Here is a 16940-nt window from a genome sequence, read left to right on the forward strand (position 1 = left end):
GAGTATAACCGATGGACCACTATCAAGTTAAGTAGATACCGAGGCAACAATTATAAATACAGTGAATACCGGTTATTTCCCTTAATTTTATGGGGTTATAGCCTCGAATCAGGTCCCTGTATCGGAATAATAAGCATTGTATGTGTTGCGGAAATGAACAGCCGGCATCTGCATACGGGCAGCACGGTAGAAACGTTCCCCTACAGACCGGGATGCGGCATTCATCAGCCCGGCAGCCAGCCACCAGACCGCTTGATGCCCTAGCTTGTACAGTTCCTGAGTTCGGTAGTTTAATTGAGCCGGCTGGCTGTTGGTCATGGCGCGCAGATAATTAAGCTGAACAGTAATGGGTTCAACGTCGGTAATCAGGCTGATGCGGGGCAGAGTCGGATGCAGGCTTTGATCCTGCCAGTCCAGAAGCAGGAGACCCGGCTGCTCTCCGGGGCTATTGATGGTGGCCAGAGTATCGCTGACTACGCTGCGGGAAGAATGCAGCAATAGCGGTGGTTGAATGGGCGTTTCCCTATTGGCCAGTGCTTCCGGTAAATAATCCGGCAATCGCTGAATGATCTGATGGGATAACGGGTTCAGGGTATTAATGGCCAGATCATTGCTGTCCGATAAGTCGCTGTGCCACCAGTTTATTGGTTGATCATTATGCAGATAGCTGGCAACCAGTGTATGAGAGCCAGAGCCTTGTTCAGTGAATGATTGCAGATACAGCCGGGTAGTAATGTCATCACTCACCGGATACAGCCGTAAACGATAAATTTTACGCAGTCGTGCCTGATCAAAAAGAGTCAGCCAGGCCCGAGTCGCGGCTGTTTCTTCGACGCTGTCATCAACGATGCGACTTTGCGGAAAGAGTTCAATATCAATGACCGAATCGCGACCCGTATGGCTGGTGTTATAAATCAGCGTAACCCGCCCCTGACGGCTCAGGGTTTGATTCTCAAAGGCAATCGGCAATATGTGCTGGTTGTCTGGCAGCAGTTGCAGATTCGGATCGGTCAGTGTTTTAAACAGGGTGTGACTATAAGCCGGAAGACTCGCAAGAAGATAACCGAGTAAATTATCTGGCAAACGGTTCGCCAGCCAGGGGGAAAAGTTGGTCAGTACCAAGGCCCGAAACAAAGTGTCCTGCAGATTTTCACTTTCCGTGATCTGTTGCAGATTACCTGCAGCCAGGAGGTGCCAGAGGGTACCCCGGAGCGATTGATGGGTCAGGAGATTATCGTACCCCTTTTCATCCCAATGAAAGCTGCGCAATAACGGGTAGAGCAGGCTGGAGCCCGCAGCAATGCCAACGGCCTTGAGCGCAGCCATGGTTTCCGCACCGGCAATATCGGTGACGGCATTGGGCAAAGGTGGCCGGGGAATGGACATATTACGGACCATATAGGCGGGCATCCATTCCGGCAGTGTCGCCAGATCAAAGTTACGACCACTGCCCTGAAGCAGCTGTATCTCACTGTTATTGGTCCAGTCATTCATGCCGGACTGAGAGGAGTCAGCATAAACAGCGTTGCACAGCAGAAGGGCTATCAGGAATGCAGAAGTGAACAGGGCAGGTGTGAAGGCCTTAATCGACACGGATACTCTTCCCCCACATTAACCTGCCTTTATAAAAGTCGGGATAATGTAGGAGAAGGGTGGGCTGTCAGCCAGTGACAGCGTGTTATTAATTTTTGCCGAGGACTTTTTCCAGCGGATCCATCAGATCCCGAGGGCGCAGAGCCAGCACATCGGTATGGATCATACCGAGAATCTGCTCAGCGGTATTGCCCAGCAGAGCCCCCTTCAGGCTGGTATTGGCCACAGTCCCCATCACCACCAGAGAGGCATCCACTTCTTTGCTCAGTTCCGGGATAAAGGTTTCCGCCGGGCCTTCCTTCACATGGATATTGTCTGTTGGAACTTCATACTGCTCGGCCAGCTTTTCGCAGTTGTCCTGATAACGATTGCGGGCATCGGCTTCAGTATCTTCGCCGGTCAGCATCAGGCCTGGATAGGCACTGCCCATATGCAACTCACTTTCGGTGAAATTGGCGATGGCCGCAGCGTGTTCCAGAATGACATCATTGAGGATGGCGTGGTCACTGTCTTTCGGGCAGGCATCAATCGCAGCCAGAATCCGGCCTTTCATCCAGCTGGTATCATTACGCACCAACAGAATAGGCACCCGGCACTGACGCAGCAGGTTCCAGTCTTCCGGACGACTGATCAGGGTTTTCAGGCCATGTTCTTTCTTGGGCTGTTTTATAACCAGACTGCAGCGCTCAACCTGACGCACATGGATAATGGTTTCGATAACACCGCCATGCCACTGCTCACTGCCGGTCACATCCAGACCTTCATCACGCAGCGGTTTCAGCATGGCTTCAAGAGCGGCTTTGGTCTGCTCGGTTGGGTGTGGGTTGGGAGCCAGTGCCACCAGGGGAACGCCCGTCGCTTTGGCAATCATCCGGGCCCGGTTCAAGGCAATGCTGATCTCTTTTCGGGTATCAACAATGGCAAGGATTCTGGTCAAACTACGCATGAAGCACTCCCTTTAGCACGTTGTTTTAAAAATTGTTATCAGACTGTCAGGCTTCTTATGAAACTAGAATAACAGTGATAACACAGTAAAATTTGATGCAGGTCAAAGTTTGCGCCGCAATCTGGACGAACGTTTGTTCTTTTTGGGGTGAAATTCCTCGTTTTGCAGGGCTACGTCTGCTTACGGAAATATAGGTATAATGCGCGCACGAGCAATAATAAGGACAATACCATCATGAGCGGACAGAACTGGCAGTTACCTGAGCGGGATCAGTTTCTGTTATGTGCAACACCTGACGCCTGGCTGGCGCAGGCGGTTGAGAACCTCGATACTTTGCTGATCGACCATGCCAACTGTGAAAAGAAAGCCGCAGCGACCGCCATTAATCTGATGTTCCGTTACACCGGTCATCTGGATTTACAGAACAAGATGTCCCGTCTGGCCCGGGAAGAGCTTGTCCATTATGAACAGGTACTGCGACTGCTGAAAAAGCGCGGCATTGCCTATGAGCCTCTCTCCGCATCCCGTTATGCCTCCCGTATGCGCGCCAATGTCCGCACCCATGAACCGGAACGGATGATTGATACTCTGGTGGTAGGTGCCTTTATTGAAGCCCGCAGCTGTGAACGCTTTGAAGCCATAGCGCCACTATTGGATGAAGAGCTGCAGAAGTTTTACCTGGGGTTATTGAAGTCGGAAGCCCGTCACTTTCAGGATTATCTGACCCTGGCCAGAAATGTGGCCGGCTATGATGTCGCCGACCGGATTGCAGTGTTTGCGGAAGCGGACCGGGCGGCAGTGGAAGATCCTGATGAGGAATTTCGCTTCCACTCCGGATGCCCGGCATCAACTCTCGGCTGTTGATTCGCTGGTTTGTTCATATTCGGGAATAAAACGCTGTCCCTGGTAAATATGTTGATGGGACAGTGTCACGGTAATTTCGCTGAACTGTCCCTCATCCTGTATACCCATAGGATAAAGACGACCATTAGGTTGTAGCAGCTCACCGAGGGTCATTATCACAATAGGTGATTTTAGCGGCGGTACAATTGAACTTGAGTAGCGGTAGCACTGTACTGCCGGTGTGATATTTCTATCGTTGGTAAAGACCCGACACCCCTGATCCCGTAATGAGAATGAATGAAAATAAGACATATCCAGCTCCATGGTATTGAGCGCCGTCTGTGATGCTTTAGTGGCGGGTACAGAATAGAAATCACACACCATACGGTCTTTACAGGGAATATCGGAAGAGTATTGAAAGCTCACTCTGCTTTGCTTTTCACTGACCACAGAGCGCTCGTGGATTGGAACATAGAGCTGGGTTTTATGATCAACATTCATAAAAGTCATTAATTCATGGCTAACCTTCTGACTTGCAGTCAGTGAGCAACGCCGGCTATCGCGGGTCTCATGAAGACTATCGGACAGACTACTCCTTTTACGGCGAATCGGTGGGTTGGGGCTGTTTTCAGCGCTTCTTGGTGGTGTTGATCCTGCTGCTTTCATATTAATACTGCCTGGTCTGAACTGTTTATGTTCCGCTCGTCTATAGACTCTTAAAACAGGAAAATGATGCCTCTGGTTAACGATACGGGCAGAATCACTGACAGATAACCTCCCCACCAAAAACTTACGTATTCCCCCGGTTTCCAATACCGCATAGCGAAAATATCAGTATTGGAGTATTCGGATGGCCAGCCCTCTCAGACCCAGCCCACAGTCTTCTGATCGATTGTCCGATCTGTTTGCGGGACTGCAGATAAGAGAATTCTGCGTACAAACTCTCGAACGAAAAATCTCTAATCATGTCGCCGCTGAGCTGCAGATTTCCGGTCATCAGCTTGTCTATGCCAAGGTGCCAGAATCACAGATTCCGATTGACCAGCGGACAATCAGTCTGTCCCCTGCACAGGTTATGGGGCGCACTAAACTGGCTGATTTTTATCGCCCTGGATTTGTTGATCTTCATGATGATTATGAGGTGATCGGCACGCAAAGATATGAAGAGTCCACAGTCAGCCTGGTTAACGAACCCTTTCTGTTTGCCTATCTGCGCGCGCCCGAAAATAAGAAAAGATCGAAGGAGCGGGTTGTCGGTTTATACACTGATGAGCTGATAGATGCCGGGGTACGCCTCTATCCCATTCCCAACAGTTATGACACTGCCACACAAGGCAAATGGGAAAGACCAATGTTTGTAGTGACCGCACCAACGCCTGAGGTCACCATTCCATTCAATAATGCCAATGGCACCCCATACAGTACTCCCCAGCTGCTCGAAAGAGAAAGACGGGAAATACAACCAAGAGCCAGGATTAGAACCACATTGAGTGGACGCGACCACATCCCTCGTCGGCGTGATCCGAAAGATGGCGTAGCTTATTCCAAAGATCAGGGTTGATCAGTAAGGAGATTATTATGGCAGCATCATTAAAGAATCAGGTTGTAGTCTCCCCCTATACCGAGATGGGCAAAGCTTATGATGCCCTCGATGAAGTGGATTCCTGGCTTGGCTGCCAGCTGGTTAATCAACAAGTTTTACCGGCGGCTCTAGGGCTTGATGAAAGCTCTGGGCTCTATTTCCAGATTAAGCCCAGAGACAAATCACTGATGAGCCGAACCATAACTATTCCCGCCGGAAAGCAGGATGTGGTGGCTGATTTCTATAGCAAGAAGCTTGAGTTACAGAACCAGCAAAATAAGGTGGATCGAGGTGAAATGAGCAGTGACAAGGTCAGACTGGATATGGCTTTCAAGTGTTTATCGCAGGCTGAACTTAAAGCGCCGTTACTACTGGTAAAGATCAGTCGTGGTGAAATCGAACCTGCCTTCAGTGACAAGGGAGATGTTTTTTATACCCAAATGACCGATATCGAAGAGGCAGAAGCGTCTCTGTATCCGTTTGTGCAGGATATTCGGGGACATTTCAAGCCTCAGCCCAAAGAGTGCATTCTTGCGTCTTCTTTGCCTTTTAATATGTATAACCAAAAAGGCATGCTGTGTGACGAACGCCCACTTCGGAAGAAGAGTAACCCCAGAATTAATTACGGTTGAGAAAAAACGCGTTCAAGTCTTCAACAAATTTTAACGGGTTTACCGGTACACCTTGAATATGCACGCCCCAGTGCAGGTGAGGGCCGGTAACACGCCCCGTAGCGCCGGTTTTTGCAATCAACTGCCCAGCTTTCACTTCATCGCCCGGGTTCACCAATAGTTCTGACAAATGAAAATAACTGGTGGTAATGCCCAGACCATGATCAAGAATCAAATGACCACCGGTATACCAGTTATTCTGCGCCATTCTAACAATACCCCTCTGAGGTGCCTGCACCGGTGTTCCTTCTGCCGCTCTGAGATCCACGCCGGTATGGCGACTCTTAACCGTGCCGTTATAGAGACGACGAATCCCAAAGGGACTGGTGATTTTCTGTAGAGGCACTGGCAGCTGCATGGCGCCGGCAATCATTCCTTGAGTGGTCGTGTTCAGTGCACTGGCGATTTCTTTGCGTTCGCGTTGAATACGTTCCAGAGCCTGCTCGGGAGGTTTAACCATATCCGGATTCACCGACAGGGCTTCTTCAGGGTAATCCGGTTCCTCGGTGGTCAGTATGTAATCTTGCCAATCCCTACCTTTCTTCCTCACTTTCAGGGTGTAGCAGCTTTCCCCATCGAGTGGTGTAGCGATCAGTGCCATGCTCTGGTTCTCATTATTAAGTGGAGAAGGGAACAGGTTGAGTGGCTGGTTTTCGAGGCAGGCTTCGCAGCGGCTTGCAGGGCAGGGCAGCTGCAGCCAAAGCGCTTCACCTTTCATCAAGACCAACTCTTCAGTCAAAACCTGCACGCCTGAAGGAGTCTTATCAGAATTATCAAAGCCCAACACCGGTACGCTGATCAACGTCATAAACAGGGTTTGCTGAAGTCGCTTTAAAAGAAAGAGCTGAAGCATGGAACTCTCATCATCAGACTAGTTGTTGCATGCCGTTTTCGTAGCAATGACCACATGCGGATACCAAAGGCTGAGTGAGAGTAGTCCAGAAAAGAGGATCAGGAGGCGATTGGGAAATTGATCATCTCGAAGCGTTCATGGGCGGGCTTCTGGTCATCATGAATCAGATACCAGCCGAGCTTATCCCAGTCTCCCAGCACGATACGCTGACGCTGGTTCTCAAGGGCATGGATATGGGCACGATGGGTATGACCATGGATCAGCGTGCTGACCCGGGCCTGATCGAGGGCCTGTTCAACCGCTTCTGGCGTAACATCCATCAGGCTCATGGGTTTGTCCTGCATGGCTGCCATGCTGTTATCCCGCAATTTACGCGCAGTATTGCGGCGACGACTGGCGGGAAGCGAGAGAAACAGCTTCTGCACCAGGGCGTTGCGCAGCACTTTTCGGAAACGCATGTAGCCTTTATCACTGGTGCACAGGCTGTCACCATGCATCAGCAGCAGGTCATCGTTACCCAGAGTAATGACGGAAGGGTCAGGCAGCAGTGTGCATCCGGCTTCCCGACAGAAGGCTTTGCCAATCAGGAAATCCCGGTTGCCATGCATAAAGTAAACAGACGTCCCGGAATCGGACAGCTTACGCAGTGCCGCCGCAATTTGGTGATGAAACTCATCCATCACATCATCGCCAATCCAGTACTCGAAGAAATCACCAAGGATATACAGAGACTGGGCGGTAGGGGCTTCCTGCTCCATAAAACGCAGAAACGCCCGGGTAATATCCGGGCGTCCAGGTGTCAGGTGCAGGTCGGAGATAAACAGCGACCTCAACACTTACTCCGTGATTTCAGCAGATTCGATAATCACTTCTTCGGTCGGTACGTCCTGATGGAAGCCGTAGCTGCCGGTGCGCACGCCCTTGATCTTGTTAACCACTTCCATGCCGTCGGTCACTTTACCAAATACCGCGTAGCCCCAACCCTGAGGGTTCTTGCCGCTGTGGTTCAGGAAGTCGTTGTCGGAGACGTTGATAAAGAACTGGGCAGTCGCAGAGTGCGGGTCCATGGTACGGGCCATGGCAATAGTGCCGGTGTTGTTCTTCAGACCATTGTCCGCTTCGTTTTCGACTGGTGCGCCGGTGGATTTTTCTTCCATGCCCGGAGCCATGCCGCCACCCTGGATCATGAAGTTATCAATAACCCGGTGGAAGATGGTGTTGTTGTAATGACCGGATTTCACATACTCCAGGAAGTTGGCCACGGTCTTGGGTGCCTTTTCAGCATCCAGTTCCAGAGTGATGTCACCGTAGTTGGTGTGCAGAATAACAGCCATTGAATACTATCCGAAATGTCTTTAAGAAAGTCCGCAGCAGTGCGGAGGTCTGCCTATGATAACTGCTTTACGGGATTTGTGCAGTTATCACAGGCAAATTGCCGCTAATTGGTCGCCAGAGATTCGGTTTGTGCTTCAAGCCGTTCGGGCACCAACAGGGCATACAGGCAGGGGATAATCACCAGCGCAATGGCAGTTGAAACCACCAGTCCATAGACAATCGCCATACACAGCGGATACCACTGCGGATCGCTGAACGCCAGCGGCATGAGGCCCAAAACCGTGGTCATGGTGGTACTGACAATCGGACGTAAACGATCGGAAGAGGCCTGAGCCGCAGCTTCCACCACCGATAACCCGCTCACCACATGACGATTGGCCGTATCAATCAGAACGATGGCATTGTTCACGGCAATACCCACCAGGGCGACGATGCCGATCAGGCCGGAGAAGGACAGTGGAATATTGGTCAGGAAGAACCCGCCTAGCGTCCCGGTCAGCCCCAGTGGAATAATCAACAGGATAATGATGGGTTGGCGAATGGAGTTGTAGAGCAGTGCCAGCAGAATCAGAATCAGCAAGACCGCAGCAATAAAGGCCATGCCCATATCGGAGTAGCTGTCACCGGCCTTGGTCAGTTCGCCGCCCAGCTCATAGCTGTAGCCGGCCGGCCAGTCCTGCTTCATCTGTTCGAGATCGGCCTGCATACCCAGCATGATTTCACTGGCAGTCTGACCTTCGGCTCGGGCCTGTACAGTAATGGCCCGACGACCATCCTTATGGATATAAACTCTGGGCACACTGTCTACGTCATATTCACTCAATGTTTCCAGCGGCACTACATCCCCTTTCGGTGAGATCACCTGCATCAGACTGACTTCAGCGACATGACGGGGATTACCCAGCTCACCTTCACGGCTGGGCCACAGATAACCTAAGCGGAGCTTCGGATCATCCGCAGTACCGGCCGACTTGAACCGGCCATATTCATCATCACCCATCGCCAACCGTACTTGCTGACTGACATCACTTTCATCCAGGCCAAAGAAGTTGAGCATCTCCCGGTCAAAGGTAAACCGTGCTTCCGGCAGAGCTGCGCCCAGATTATCGCGAATATCCGTTGCGCCAGGCTCCTGCGCCATTCGCGCTTTCACCTGCGTGGAGATATCCCGAAGGATCTGATAATCCGGACCAACCAGAGCAATCGCCACCGGTGCGGCCGTATCCGGGTTACCGCCAACATGGGTCAGCTGGATACGCAGACCTGGTTCATCAGCCAGCACAGATTCAAGGCCTTGGCGGATATCCGGCAGGTAGTCAAAGGACAGCTTTTCCCGTTGATCCTTGGGGTAGAGCAGGATGGTGAACCCAGCCAGGTGGGCATTTTCATTGGGAAGAATGGCTTCCTGCAGATTGCCGGACGTCACCGGGCTGCGGGCGCCGGTATAAACGACAAACTTCTCAATCCACGGCTGGGCACGCAGCCATTCGCTGGCTTTATGGGTAACCTGACGACTCTGCTCAAGCGTGGCATCCGGCGGCAGCTCGATGGACACACCAATCTTCCGATCATCCGCTTCCGGATACATCATGCTGGGTAACAGGCTGGAACCCATTACCGTCAACAGGAACAGGCTGAAAGCACCAGCAGCCCAGCCCAGGGTTTTGCCACGGCTGGAAAGAGGGCCATTTAACAAGAAAGTTTTCAGGCGGGTACCCGTAATTCGCGCCAGCTTATCGACTGGCAGCTCACCATGGGGCTTTTCCCCAACCAGCAAGGTGCGGGACAGGGGAATACAGATAAGGAAGGCGATAATCAGGCTGATAATCAGTGCGAGGGTAATGGTAATGGGCAGGATACGGATAAATTTACCGTCGACACCGCCCACCATCATCATCGGTACCAGTGCCAGAATAGTGGTGAGCTGACCGGCAATCGCGGGCATGGCAAAGGTCTTTACCGTTTTCAGGGCTGCCTCGGTAAAGCTTTCCTTACGGACATACAGCCCTTCATGCATGCCTTCCATCACCAGAATGAACACATCCACCAGCAGGCCCAGTGCCAGCACCATGCCGATCATCACCATGCTGTTAAAGGAGTAACCCAGCGGAATCATCAGGCCAAGTACCGCCAGCAGGGTGACCGGGATCGCCAGGCCCGCAATCAGAGCCGCCCGCCAGGTGAGCAGCAGCATCAGAATGGCAAAGACAATCAGCACCGCCTGAAACATGGAACTGGCGATATCGTTAAAGGCGGTCTCGATCAGTTCAGCATCATCGCTGACCTTGGTAACGGTGAGCGACACTGGCCAGGTACCCCTAGCCATCAGCTCGCCAATAACCACTTCCGATTCGGCAATAACGCCCAGAGTGTCTGCCCCAGGACGTTTCTTCACCCCCAGAATAACGCCGGGCGTCTCCGGTGCACCGTTAAGGCTGAAGCCGGTTATCATCTCCTGACGGTCAGGACGCAGCTGAATGTCAGCAATATCCCCCAAACGCACCGGAGCATTGTCACCTGTACGCATCACGGGTAGCTGTCGAACCGCGTCAACACTGTCAAAGCGACCTTCCTGATAAAGAGAGAAGGTATTGCTGTCACCTTCAAACTCGCCCCAGCCCATATCCCGGTTGGCGGCCAGCAGCAGGTTCTTTACGGTAATAGGGGAGAGGCCCAGCATCCTTAACTTTTCGGGATATAGGCGTACATGCAGGCTCTTTTCTCGCTGCCCGCTGATATCAACCTTCTTAACGCCATCAATTTTTTCCAGCTCTTCCTGCACCCATTGGGCGGTATCGGTAAGCAGAAGATCACTGGCATCACCATGCAATACCCAGTTCACCACTGGAGTGTCAGACATGGTCATCTCTTCGATATCCGGCTTTTTCACGCCGCTGTTGGCGGGGAATTCACTTTCCGCCTTGCTGACCGCCGCCCGCAAACGCTGCATGGCATCAGACACCGGCAGATCAGCATCAAATTCCACCGAGATCATGGAGTAGGAGTTGTAGGAACCACTCTCATAGCGGATAAGGCCTTTCAACCCGTTAATTTCTTCCTCAATATATTTGGTGACTTCCTTCTCCACCTGTTCGGGTGAAGCCCCAGGCCACTCGGTAATCACCAGCGCCATGGGGATTTCGAGGTCGGGATAGTTTTCCCGCACCAGCGTGTTCCAGGCGGTCAAACCCATCAGGATAAACAGGGTCAACAGCAGTTTGGCGAGAAGACTGTCGAGGAACAGACGACGGGCCGCACCTTCAGGTCGCAGCCAGCTCATTGTCCCGACTCCTCATTAACCGCCAGCTCGGTTGTCGGGGCGTTTACCACCTCTACCAGCGTGTCGTTCCCCAACAGATGCTGGCCTCGAATGACGACCTTTTCCCCGCGGGTCAGGCCCTTGGTGATTTCAATTTTGCTCAGACCTTCAAGCCCGGTGGTAATGCTGCGACGTTCAACACGATCGTCGTTACCGATGACATAGATAAATGGCATCCGGTCGCGGAAGGAAAGAGCCTCAACAGGCAGCGTCAGGGTGCTGTTTTTTTCTACCGCGGCAATCCAGACCTGGGCGTACAGGCCATCCTGCAGGGTATTGGGCTGGTTGATATCAGTGCGGACTTTCACCTTACGGGTGCGGCTGTTCAGGCTGATCGCCGGGCTGACCGACCAGATCCGACCAGTCATCACGCCATCTGCCGGCTCGCCATCACCGGCACTTTGGTAAAGGGCGCTGCTATTGACACTCACCCAGACGGTTTGCCCTTCTTTAACGGGACGAGCTGATTGTTCCGGGATTTCCAGAGTGATCTCGTAGCGGCTGTCATCCACCACAACAACGGCGGACGCATTTTCCCGATCACTGTTACTGCTGATGCCCATAGGCGGGTAGTAATAGTTGCCTTCCCGCAGGTTCATTACCGTAATCACGCCATCAAAGGGAGCAAACAGGCTGTCTTTGCTGAGGGTGACCAGCGCACCTTCCAGCTCAGCCGAGATGCTTTCCACTTCCGCCTTGGCAGAGGCTTCCGCACTTTGAACGGCACTCACAGCGGCTTCGGCATTGAGCAGGGCGGTACGATCCCGGTCCAGGGCATCCCGGGAGATCAAGCCCTGCTGATTTAATTTCTGGGTACGCTCAAAAGCGATACGGGCCAGCTCGCGATCATTCTTTGCCCGGTCAATATTGGCCTGGGTCTCTTCCCGGCGCAGACGGGCAGACTGAAGGCGGGCAGACAGACTGTTGACATTGGCGGAGGTGTTGCGGGAGTCCAGACTGGCCAAACGCTGGCCACGGGCTTCCAGTGAAGTGGGGCCGCTAACCCGCGAGCCTTCCCGAAGACTAAGATTGTTGTGATCGGTACCCACAGAAACCACTTTCCCGGCCCGCTCAAAATCCAAAAAGGCTTTGCGCTGGGCTTCCACAGTGCCTTCCGCAAACACCCAGCTGGTTAAGGGCGCCGGTTCAACAGTGAGAGCACTGACCTTGATAACACGCTCTTCACTGGTCATTACCGGCGGCTGCAGATAACTATTGAGACGAAAGGCTGCCAAACCAGCCAGCGAAAGGGCGATAACACCAACCGCCAGCTTCCCTTTATTCAAGGTCATGAGTGGTAAATCCCTGTTGTTATTCTTCAGGCGGCTGAAAAGCCACCAAGCGGTATTTTGTTATTGATGAACGACTTTATCATGAATTCTGTGACAAAGTGTGAGGGGGCGAAGGCAAAACTCAATGACCATGTAAGGTGATGTATCAAAGCTCATCACAGATTAGGATTGAAAGTTGCTGCAGTTTTTTGGGACTTAACCCAGCGGGCAGACAGACCTGTCTGTTTCACACAGTTGTATCCAGGTCAGGTGGTACTCATGCCAGGCAATATAGGCGACAGCCATCCCGTACATCAGCACAAACTGGGTAACAAAATTACCTGCCAGCTGATAGGGCACAGGTATGATATGACCAACCAGCTCACCTACAGCCCGAAATGCCATGGCCTGCACACCTTGCCAGAGAGCATAAGTATCAATCAGAACGGCTGTATCCCAAAGATCTGCCGCGCCTCTGTCAGTGATTATCGGCGTTACATCCTTTATTGAGGGCGTCGCCGTTACCAAAGCATCGGCCGTGGCATAGAGGCCCGCATAAAGCACCGGATTAACCGGTATGCCCCCGCGCTGCAGAAAGTCGTAAAGGATGCCTGAGATACCGGCTCGCACGGTATTGGAGCTGACGATTTGAAGGATCTGCGCCGGATTCAGCTCCGGGCCGGCCAATACCTCATTAACCACCGAGCGAATAATGGCATCGTTTATGCCGATACCGGCACCAATGATCAGCGGATTCACGCTGCGATACGCCATGCCCTCAATATTGCCGAGACTCTGAACCGCGATCTGCCCGGTCATTGCCGCCACCACACGACTATTCAGGGTTACGGGCAAGTCTGTGTAAAACCCAGCACAGGGCTGGGCATGGAGTAACACAGAGAGCAGAGCCGCCCCCAGCAGGTTGTAAAGAGTTTTCATCGTCAGGACTGCTCCGCCCCACAGGTACTGCGCTTAGACAGGATTGGGAAGGCAGGTTAGATGGAAGCGTGTCTTTCTCCAGTCAATAAGTGTTTCAATCTGTAATAGCAGCTGTGTAACGGTGTCATGCACTACGCGGTGCAGACTTGCTGTAAAACCGGTATCCTTGCCGCCAATTTTCTTGTGTGACTATCGGGGAACTCCCTGTCCATGCCTCTCCTACGTTTTGATGATGTTTCGGTTGCCTATGGTGACCAGCCTCTGCTTGATAAAGCCAGCTTCCAGATTGATGCCGGGGAGCGGGTCTGCCTGATTGGCCGCAACGGCGCCGGTAAATCCACCCTGATGCGTCTGGTCTCCGGCCAGGCGATCCCGGATGATGGCGTGATTCGCCTTGATGATGGCGTCAAGGTCGGTCTGCTGAACCAGGATCTGCCACTGGCGGATGATCAGCTGGTTTATGATGTGGTGGCCGGTGGTCTCGATGGCGTAGGCCAATTGATTGCCGAGTGGCATGCCCTTTCTAACCAGCTTGCCCATAACATCAGCACCGATGCCGATATGAAGCGCTTCGAGCGTGTGCAGCATGAACTGGAAGCGAAAGATGGCTGGAATCTGCAGCAACGGGTCGAGAAAACCCTGGAACGCCTGCAGCTGCCGGCAGATAAGAAGATGGGTGAGCTGTCTGGCGGCTGGCGTCGTCGGGTTGAGCTGGCCCGGGCACTGGTGAGCGAGCCTGATGTTCTGCTGCTCGACGAACCGACCAACCATCTGGATATCATCACCATTGCCTGGCTGGAAAAACAGCTCAAGGAATTCCGTGGGGCACTGCTGTTTATTACCCACGACCGCGCGTTCCTGAAATCCTTGGCCACCCGCATTATCGAATTGGATCGCGGCCAGCTGACCAGCTGGGACTGCAACTATGAAACCTTCCTTGAGCGCAAAGCCCATGCGCTGGAAGTGGAAGCCGAACATAACGCCCTGTTTGATAAGAAACTGGCCCAGGAAGAGGTCTGGATTCGTCAGGGCATCAAGGCTCGTCGTACCCGTAACGAAGGTCGGGTTCGAGCGCTGAAGGCTTTGCGTGCTGAGCGTCTGGAACGCCGCAATCTGCAGGGCAATGCCGACTTCAAGGTCGAGGCCGCTGATAAATCCGGCAAGCTGGTTGTTGAGGCGACCGGTATCAGCCATGGCTTTGATAAGGGCCTGGTGGTTCGTGATCTGGACTTTACCGTGATGCGCGGTGACAAGATCGGTCTGATCGGTGCCAACGGTGTCGGCAAGTCTACGCTGCTGAAAATCCTGCTGGGCAATCTTGAGCCGAATGAAGGCAAGATCAAAATGGGCACCAAGCTCGAAGTGGCTTACTTCGACCAGATGCGTGACCAGCTGGATCTGGAAAAGACCGTTATTGATAACGTCGCCGAAGGTCGCGAGAAGATCTCCATTAATGGCCGTGATCGCCACATTATCAGTTATCTCGAAGACTTTCTGTTCCCGCCGAAGCGTACCCGGGTTCCGGTGAAGGCACTGTCTGGTGGTGAGCGTAACCGTCTGCTGTTGGCCCGTCTGTTCAGTAAACCGGCCAACGTACTGGTACTTGACGAACCGACCAACGATCTGGATGTAGAAACCCTGGAACTGCTGGAAAGCATTCTGGTGGACTTCCCGGGCACCGTGCTGCTGGTGAGTCACGATCGGGACTTCCTGGATAATGTTGTCGGTAGCTCTCTGGTGTTTGAAGGCGATGGCATCGTTCGCGAGTATGTCGGTGGTTTTGAGGACTGGCTGCGTCAGGGCGGTAGTCTCGATAAGCTGTCGGCAACCGGCGATGGCGGCAAGACCAAAGACGAGCCAGTAAAAGCCAAGGTTGAGGCCGCACCGGCACCCACACCAGCTGTTGAACCGGTGAAAAAGAAACTGAGCTATAAGCTTCAGCGGGAACTGGATGGCTTGCCGGGGGAAATTGAAGCGCTGGAAGAGTCGATTGGCGAACTGGAAGCACTGACCGGTACCAATGATTTCTATCAGAAAGATCAGGAGACCGTGCAATCCACTCTGGCAAAGCTACAGGAGTTGAATGATCAGCTGGAAGCGAAGATGGATCGCTGGGCTGAACTGGAAGATATGCAGGGCTGATCGTCTACATCATAAGGATCGGAAGCTTCGTTTCCGATCCTTATAACCAGATAGTTATGGTTGTGGGTCATGTTACCCAGTTCTAAGTCTAAGACTAAAATCATCACTATCTAGGCCTAAGTTATGAATAGTTCTCCAGCCGCCGTACAGCCTGCAGCGACTCCCCGTACAATTATTGCTGGCACAAGCTCTTCTCTTGATCAGTTTACGGACATACTCAAAACCGGTTCAGAGCAGGCAATTATTGCGGCCCTGGAGACTAATCCCAGCTTGTCATATCAATGTTATGCCGTTACTTCTGATTCGCTCCCCATCAACCTTTTGGCTCTGGCCTCTATAAACGGCTATACCCAATTATTCGATTATCTACTGTCTTCAAGATACCGGGATGTCCCCATTTCTGAAGTCGTGGGCGACCCTTTGCAGCACGGGCAGTGCGCTCTTCAACTGGCATTGGAGCATGGTCATATCGCTTTGGTACGCAAGCTGATTGATAAGCTTTGCTTCCCAAAACTTTCGCCAACGCGTTTTGATTTCTCGGGAGATAAACTGGAACAGCTTTGGCCAGCTCTGTCACGAGGTTTCCAACAGCCCTTTCCTGATAGTCATACTATCCGTGAACTTCTGGACAAATATCCGGCCATGCAGGATGAGACACATCAGGCTCTGTCCAGGGTGGTCGAAGAATTTGGGCTCACTTATCGGATCAGTCCGGGATTTTGGTCTGACCTGGATTGCCAACTGTTTGCCGCACTGTTCCAACAATGCTGGTGCCGCGTTTTTGAGGGACACTTTGATGAAGCCATAGGGTTTGCGAAAAAGCTGGGTATTGCCGGCCATATTCCCGGGCTGTTTGCCTTGATACTTAAAGCACAGAACTGTGTTGAGGATACGGCGGAAAAGAAAGAGCTGTTTGAACGGGTTATTCGCACGGTAAAAGATGATGTAGAGTCCCGGATTCCTGATCATCCTATGGCTGTCTTCGGGCGGGCCTGTGCGTTGGTGCGTATCTGCGAGTTGTCATCTGGAGTGGCAAATGCCATGAAAGGCACAGCCAAAGATATGCTGATTGAGCTTGAAGGATTGGTGGAAAAGAACCCTGAGTTTATATACGCCAAAATTTCCCTGGGTGGTGTTTATGCCGGCATTATTGAACAAACGTCTTTCTGGGGCGGGAGTGTTGTGAGAAAGGCGCTGACCAGTCATGCAACGCCTGAAAATATTCATACCCAGTTTGCACAACCCCTGCAAGTGAGTCCAATCCTGCCAGTGGCTCATCTTGAGTATGCCAATGCCCTTATCCGGATAAAAAAAGAACCTGAAACAGTTAAGAAACATCTTGGTATCGCGGCACAACAGACTCCTCTCTGCGCCGAAGAGGAGTACGACATTAACCACGCACAGAAACAATTACAGGAACTGAGCACAAAAGAAAAATAAGCTCAG

General features: G+C 52.3%; 14 protein-coding genes. 5 read left to right on the forward strand and 9 right to left on the reverse strand.

All coding sequences use genetic code 11. From position 1 onward, the window contains the following. Positions 1-108 precede the first annotated feature (108 nt). Together EHSB41UT_RS12695 and EHSB41UT_RS12700 are read right to left on the reverse strand one after the other, a co-directional pair. Positions 109-1593, reverse strand: a complete 1485-nt coding sequence (locus EHSB41UT_RS12695) for a hypothetical protein (protein ID WP_087110370.1) — start codon at positions 1591-1593, stop codon at positions 109-111. 88 nt (positions 1594-1681) lie between these two features. After that, entirely contained in the window at positions 1682-2539 is an 858-nt protein-coding gene (locus EHSB41UT_RS12700) for a universal stress protein (protein WP_087110372.1), read from the reverse strand. 234 nt (positions 2540-2773) lie between these two features. Here EHSB41UT_RS12700 and EHSB41UT_RS12705 point away from each other — a divergent pair, with 234 nt between their 5' ends. Then, on the forward strand, positions 2774-3403 hold the full coding sequence (locus EHSB41UT_RS12705) for a MiaE family protein (protein ID WP_087110373.1): 630 nt from the start codon (positions 2774-2776) through the stop codon (positions 3401-3403). Here the strand turns inward: EHSB41UT_RS12705 and EHSB41UT_RS12710 are convergent. After that, positions 3386-4048 (reverse strand): hypothetical protein, encoded by a 663-nt coding sequence (locus tag EHSB41UT_RS12710; protein WP_133060500.1) that lies wholly within the window; start codon positions 4046-4048, stop codon positions 3386-3388. The genes EHSB41UT_RS12705 and EHSB41UT_RS12710 overlap by 18 nt on opposite strands. 184 nt (positions 4049-4232) lie before the next feature. On the opposite strand from EHSB41UT_RS12710, the gene EHSB41UT_RS12715 reads away from it, so the two are divergent. Both EHSB41UT_RS12715 and EHSB41UT_RS12720 read left to right on the forward strand, forming a co-directional pair. Further along, entirely contained in the window at positions 4233-4943 is a 711-nt protein-coding gene (locus EHSB41UT_RS12715) for a KTI12 family protein (RefSeq protein WP_087110379.1), read from the forward strand. Between the two features lie 17 nt (positions 4944-4960). Continuing rightward, positions 4961-5596 (forward strand): hypothetical protein, encoded by a 636-nt coding sequence (locus EHSB41UT_RS12720; RefSeq protein WP_133060501.1) that lies wholly within the window; start codon positions 4961-4963, stop codon positions 5594-5596. Here EHSB41UT_RS12720 and EHSB41UT_RS12725 read toward each other — a convergent pair. The 6 genes from EHSB41UT_RS12725 to EHSB41UT_RS12750 all read right to left on the reverse strand — a co-directional run bounded on the left by EHSB41UT_RS12725 (position 5583) and on the right by EHSB41UT_RS12750 (position 13352). Then, the gene (locus tag EHSB41UT_RS12725) at positions 5583-6488 is read right to left on the reverse strand and encodes a M23 family metallopeptidase (RefSeq protein WP_087110383.1); all 906 of its coding nucleotides are present in this window, start codon (positions 6486-6488) and stop codon (positions 5583-5585) included. The two genes, EHSB41UT_RS12720 and EHSB41UT_RS12725, sit on opposite strands and share 14 nt — an antisense overlap. Before the next feature lie 98 nt (positions 6489-6586). Continuing rightward, the gene (locus EHSB41UT_RS12730; RefSeq protein ID WP_242667302.1) at positions 6587-7324 is read right to left on the reverse strand and encodes a UDP-2,3-diacylglucosamine diphosphatase; all 738 of its coding nucleotides are present in this window, start codon (positions 7322-7324) and stop codon (positions 6587-6589) included. Then, positions 7325-7822 (reverse strand): peptidylprolyl isomerase, encoded by a 498-nt coding sequence (locus tag EHSB41UT_RS12735; RefSeq protein ID WP_087110385.1) that lies wholly within the window; start codon positions 7820-7822, stop codon positions 7325-7327. A gap of 104 nt (positions 7823-7926) precedes the next feature. Beyond that, positions 7927-11103, reverse strand: a complete 3177-nt coding sequence (locus EHSB41UT_RS12740) for an efflux RND transporter permease subunit (RefSeq protein WP_087110387.1) — start codon at positions 11101-11103, stop codon at positions 7927-7929. Further along, the gene (locus tag EHSB41UT_RS12745) at positions 11100-12434 is read right to left on the reverse strand and encodes an efflux RND transporter periplasmic adaptor subunit (protein WP_087110389.1); all 1335 of its coding nucleotides are present in this window, start codon (positions 12432-12434) and stop codon (positions 11100-11102) included. The genes EHSB41UT_RS12740 and EHSB41UT_RS12745 overlap by 4 nt, the downstream gene beginning before the upstream one ends. A gap of 195 nt (positions 12435-12629) precedes the next feature. After that, complete coding sequence (locus tag EHSB41UT_RS12750) at positions 12630-13352, reverse strand: hypothetical protein (protein ID WP_087110390.1); 723 nt, start codon at positions 13350-13352, stop codon at positions 12630-12632. A 210-nt stretch (positions 13353-13562) separates the two neighbouring features. Here EHSB41UT_RS12750 and uup point away from each other — a divergent pair, with 210 nt between their 5' ends. After that, positions 13563-15494 (forward strand): ATP-binding cassette ATPase Uup, encoded by a 1932-nt coding sequence (uup, locus tag EHSB41UT_RS12755; protein ID WP_087110392.1) that lies wholly within the window; start codon positions 13563-13565, stop codon positions 15492-15494. Between the two features lie 123 nt (positions 15495-15617). Continuing rightward, positions 15618-16934, forward strand: a complete 1317-nt coding sequence (locus EHSB41UT_RS12760; RefSeq protein ID WP_087110394.1) for an ankyrin repeat domain-containing protein — start codon at positions 15618-15620, stop codon at positions 16932-16934. Positions 16935-16940 lie beyond the last annotated feature (6 nt).

This window comes from Parendozoicomonas haliclonae, from assembly GCF_900174585.1.
GTDB lineage: Bacteria > Pseudomonadota > Gammaproteobacteria > Pseudomonadales > Endozoicomonadaceae > Sansalvadorimonas > Sansalvadorimonas haliclonae.

What these genes read in the sequence shown, in the direction of transcription:
- EHSB41UT_RS12700 (WP_087110372.1), bottom strand. Translation starts at nt 2,539, where the DNA reads ATGCGTAGTTTGACCAGAATCCTTGCCATTGTTGATACCCGAAAAGAG.
- EHSB41UT_RS12705 (WP_087110373.1), top strand. Translation starts at nt 2,774, where the DNA reads ATGAGCGGACAGAACTGGCAGTTACCTGAGCGGGATCAGTTTCTGTTA.
- EHSB41UT_RS12710 (WP_133060500.1), bottom strand. Translation starts at nt 4,048, where the DNA reads ATGAAAGCAGCAGGATCAACACCACCAAGAAGCGCTGAAAACAGCCCC.
- EHSB41UT_RS12715 (WP_087110379.1), top strand. Translation starts at nt 4,233, where the DNA reads ATGGCCAGCCCTCTCAGACCCAGCCCACAGTCTTCTGATCGATTGTCC.
- EHSB41UT_RS12720 (WP_133060501.1), top strand. Translation starts at nt 4,961, where the DNA reads ATGGCAGCATCATTAAAGAATCAGGTTGTAGTCTCCCCCTATACCGAG.
- EHSB41UT_RS12725 (WP_087110383.1), bottom strand. Translation starts at nt 6,488, where the DNA reads ATGCTTCAGCTCTTTCTTTTAAAGCGACTTCAGCAAACCCTGTTTATG.
- EHSB41UT_RS12735 (WP_087110385.1), bottom strand. Translation starts at nt 7,822, where the DNA reads ATGGCTGTTATTCTGCACACCAACTACGGTGACATCACTCTGGAACTG.
- EHSB41UT_RS12740 (WP_087110387.1), bottom strand. Translation starts at nt 11,103, where the DNA reads ATGAGCTGGCTGCGACCTGAAGGTGCGGCCCGTCGTCTGTTCCTCGAC.
- EHSB41UT_RS12745 (WP_087110389.1), bottom strand. Translation starts at nt 12,434, where the DNA reads ATGACCTTGAATAAAGGGAAGCTGGCGGTTGGTGTTATCGCCCTTTCG.
- EHSB41UT_RS12750 (WP_087110390.1), bottom strand. Translation starts at nt 13,352, where the DNA reads ATGAAAACTCTTTACAACCTGCTGGGGGCGGCTCTGCTCTCTGTGTTA.
- uup (WP_087110392.1), top strand. Translation starts at nt 13,563, where the DNA reads ATGCCTCTCCTACGTTTTGATGATGTTTCGGTTGCCTATGGTGACCAG.
- EHSB41UT_RS12760 (WP_087110394.1), top strand. Translation starts at nt 15,618, where the DNA reads ATGAATAGTTCTCCAGCCGCCGTACAGCCTGCAGCGACTCCCCGTACA.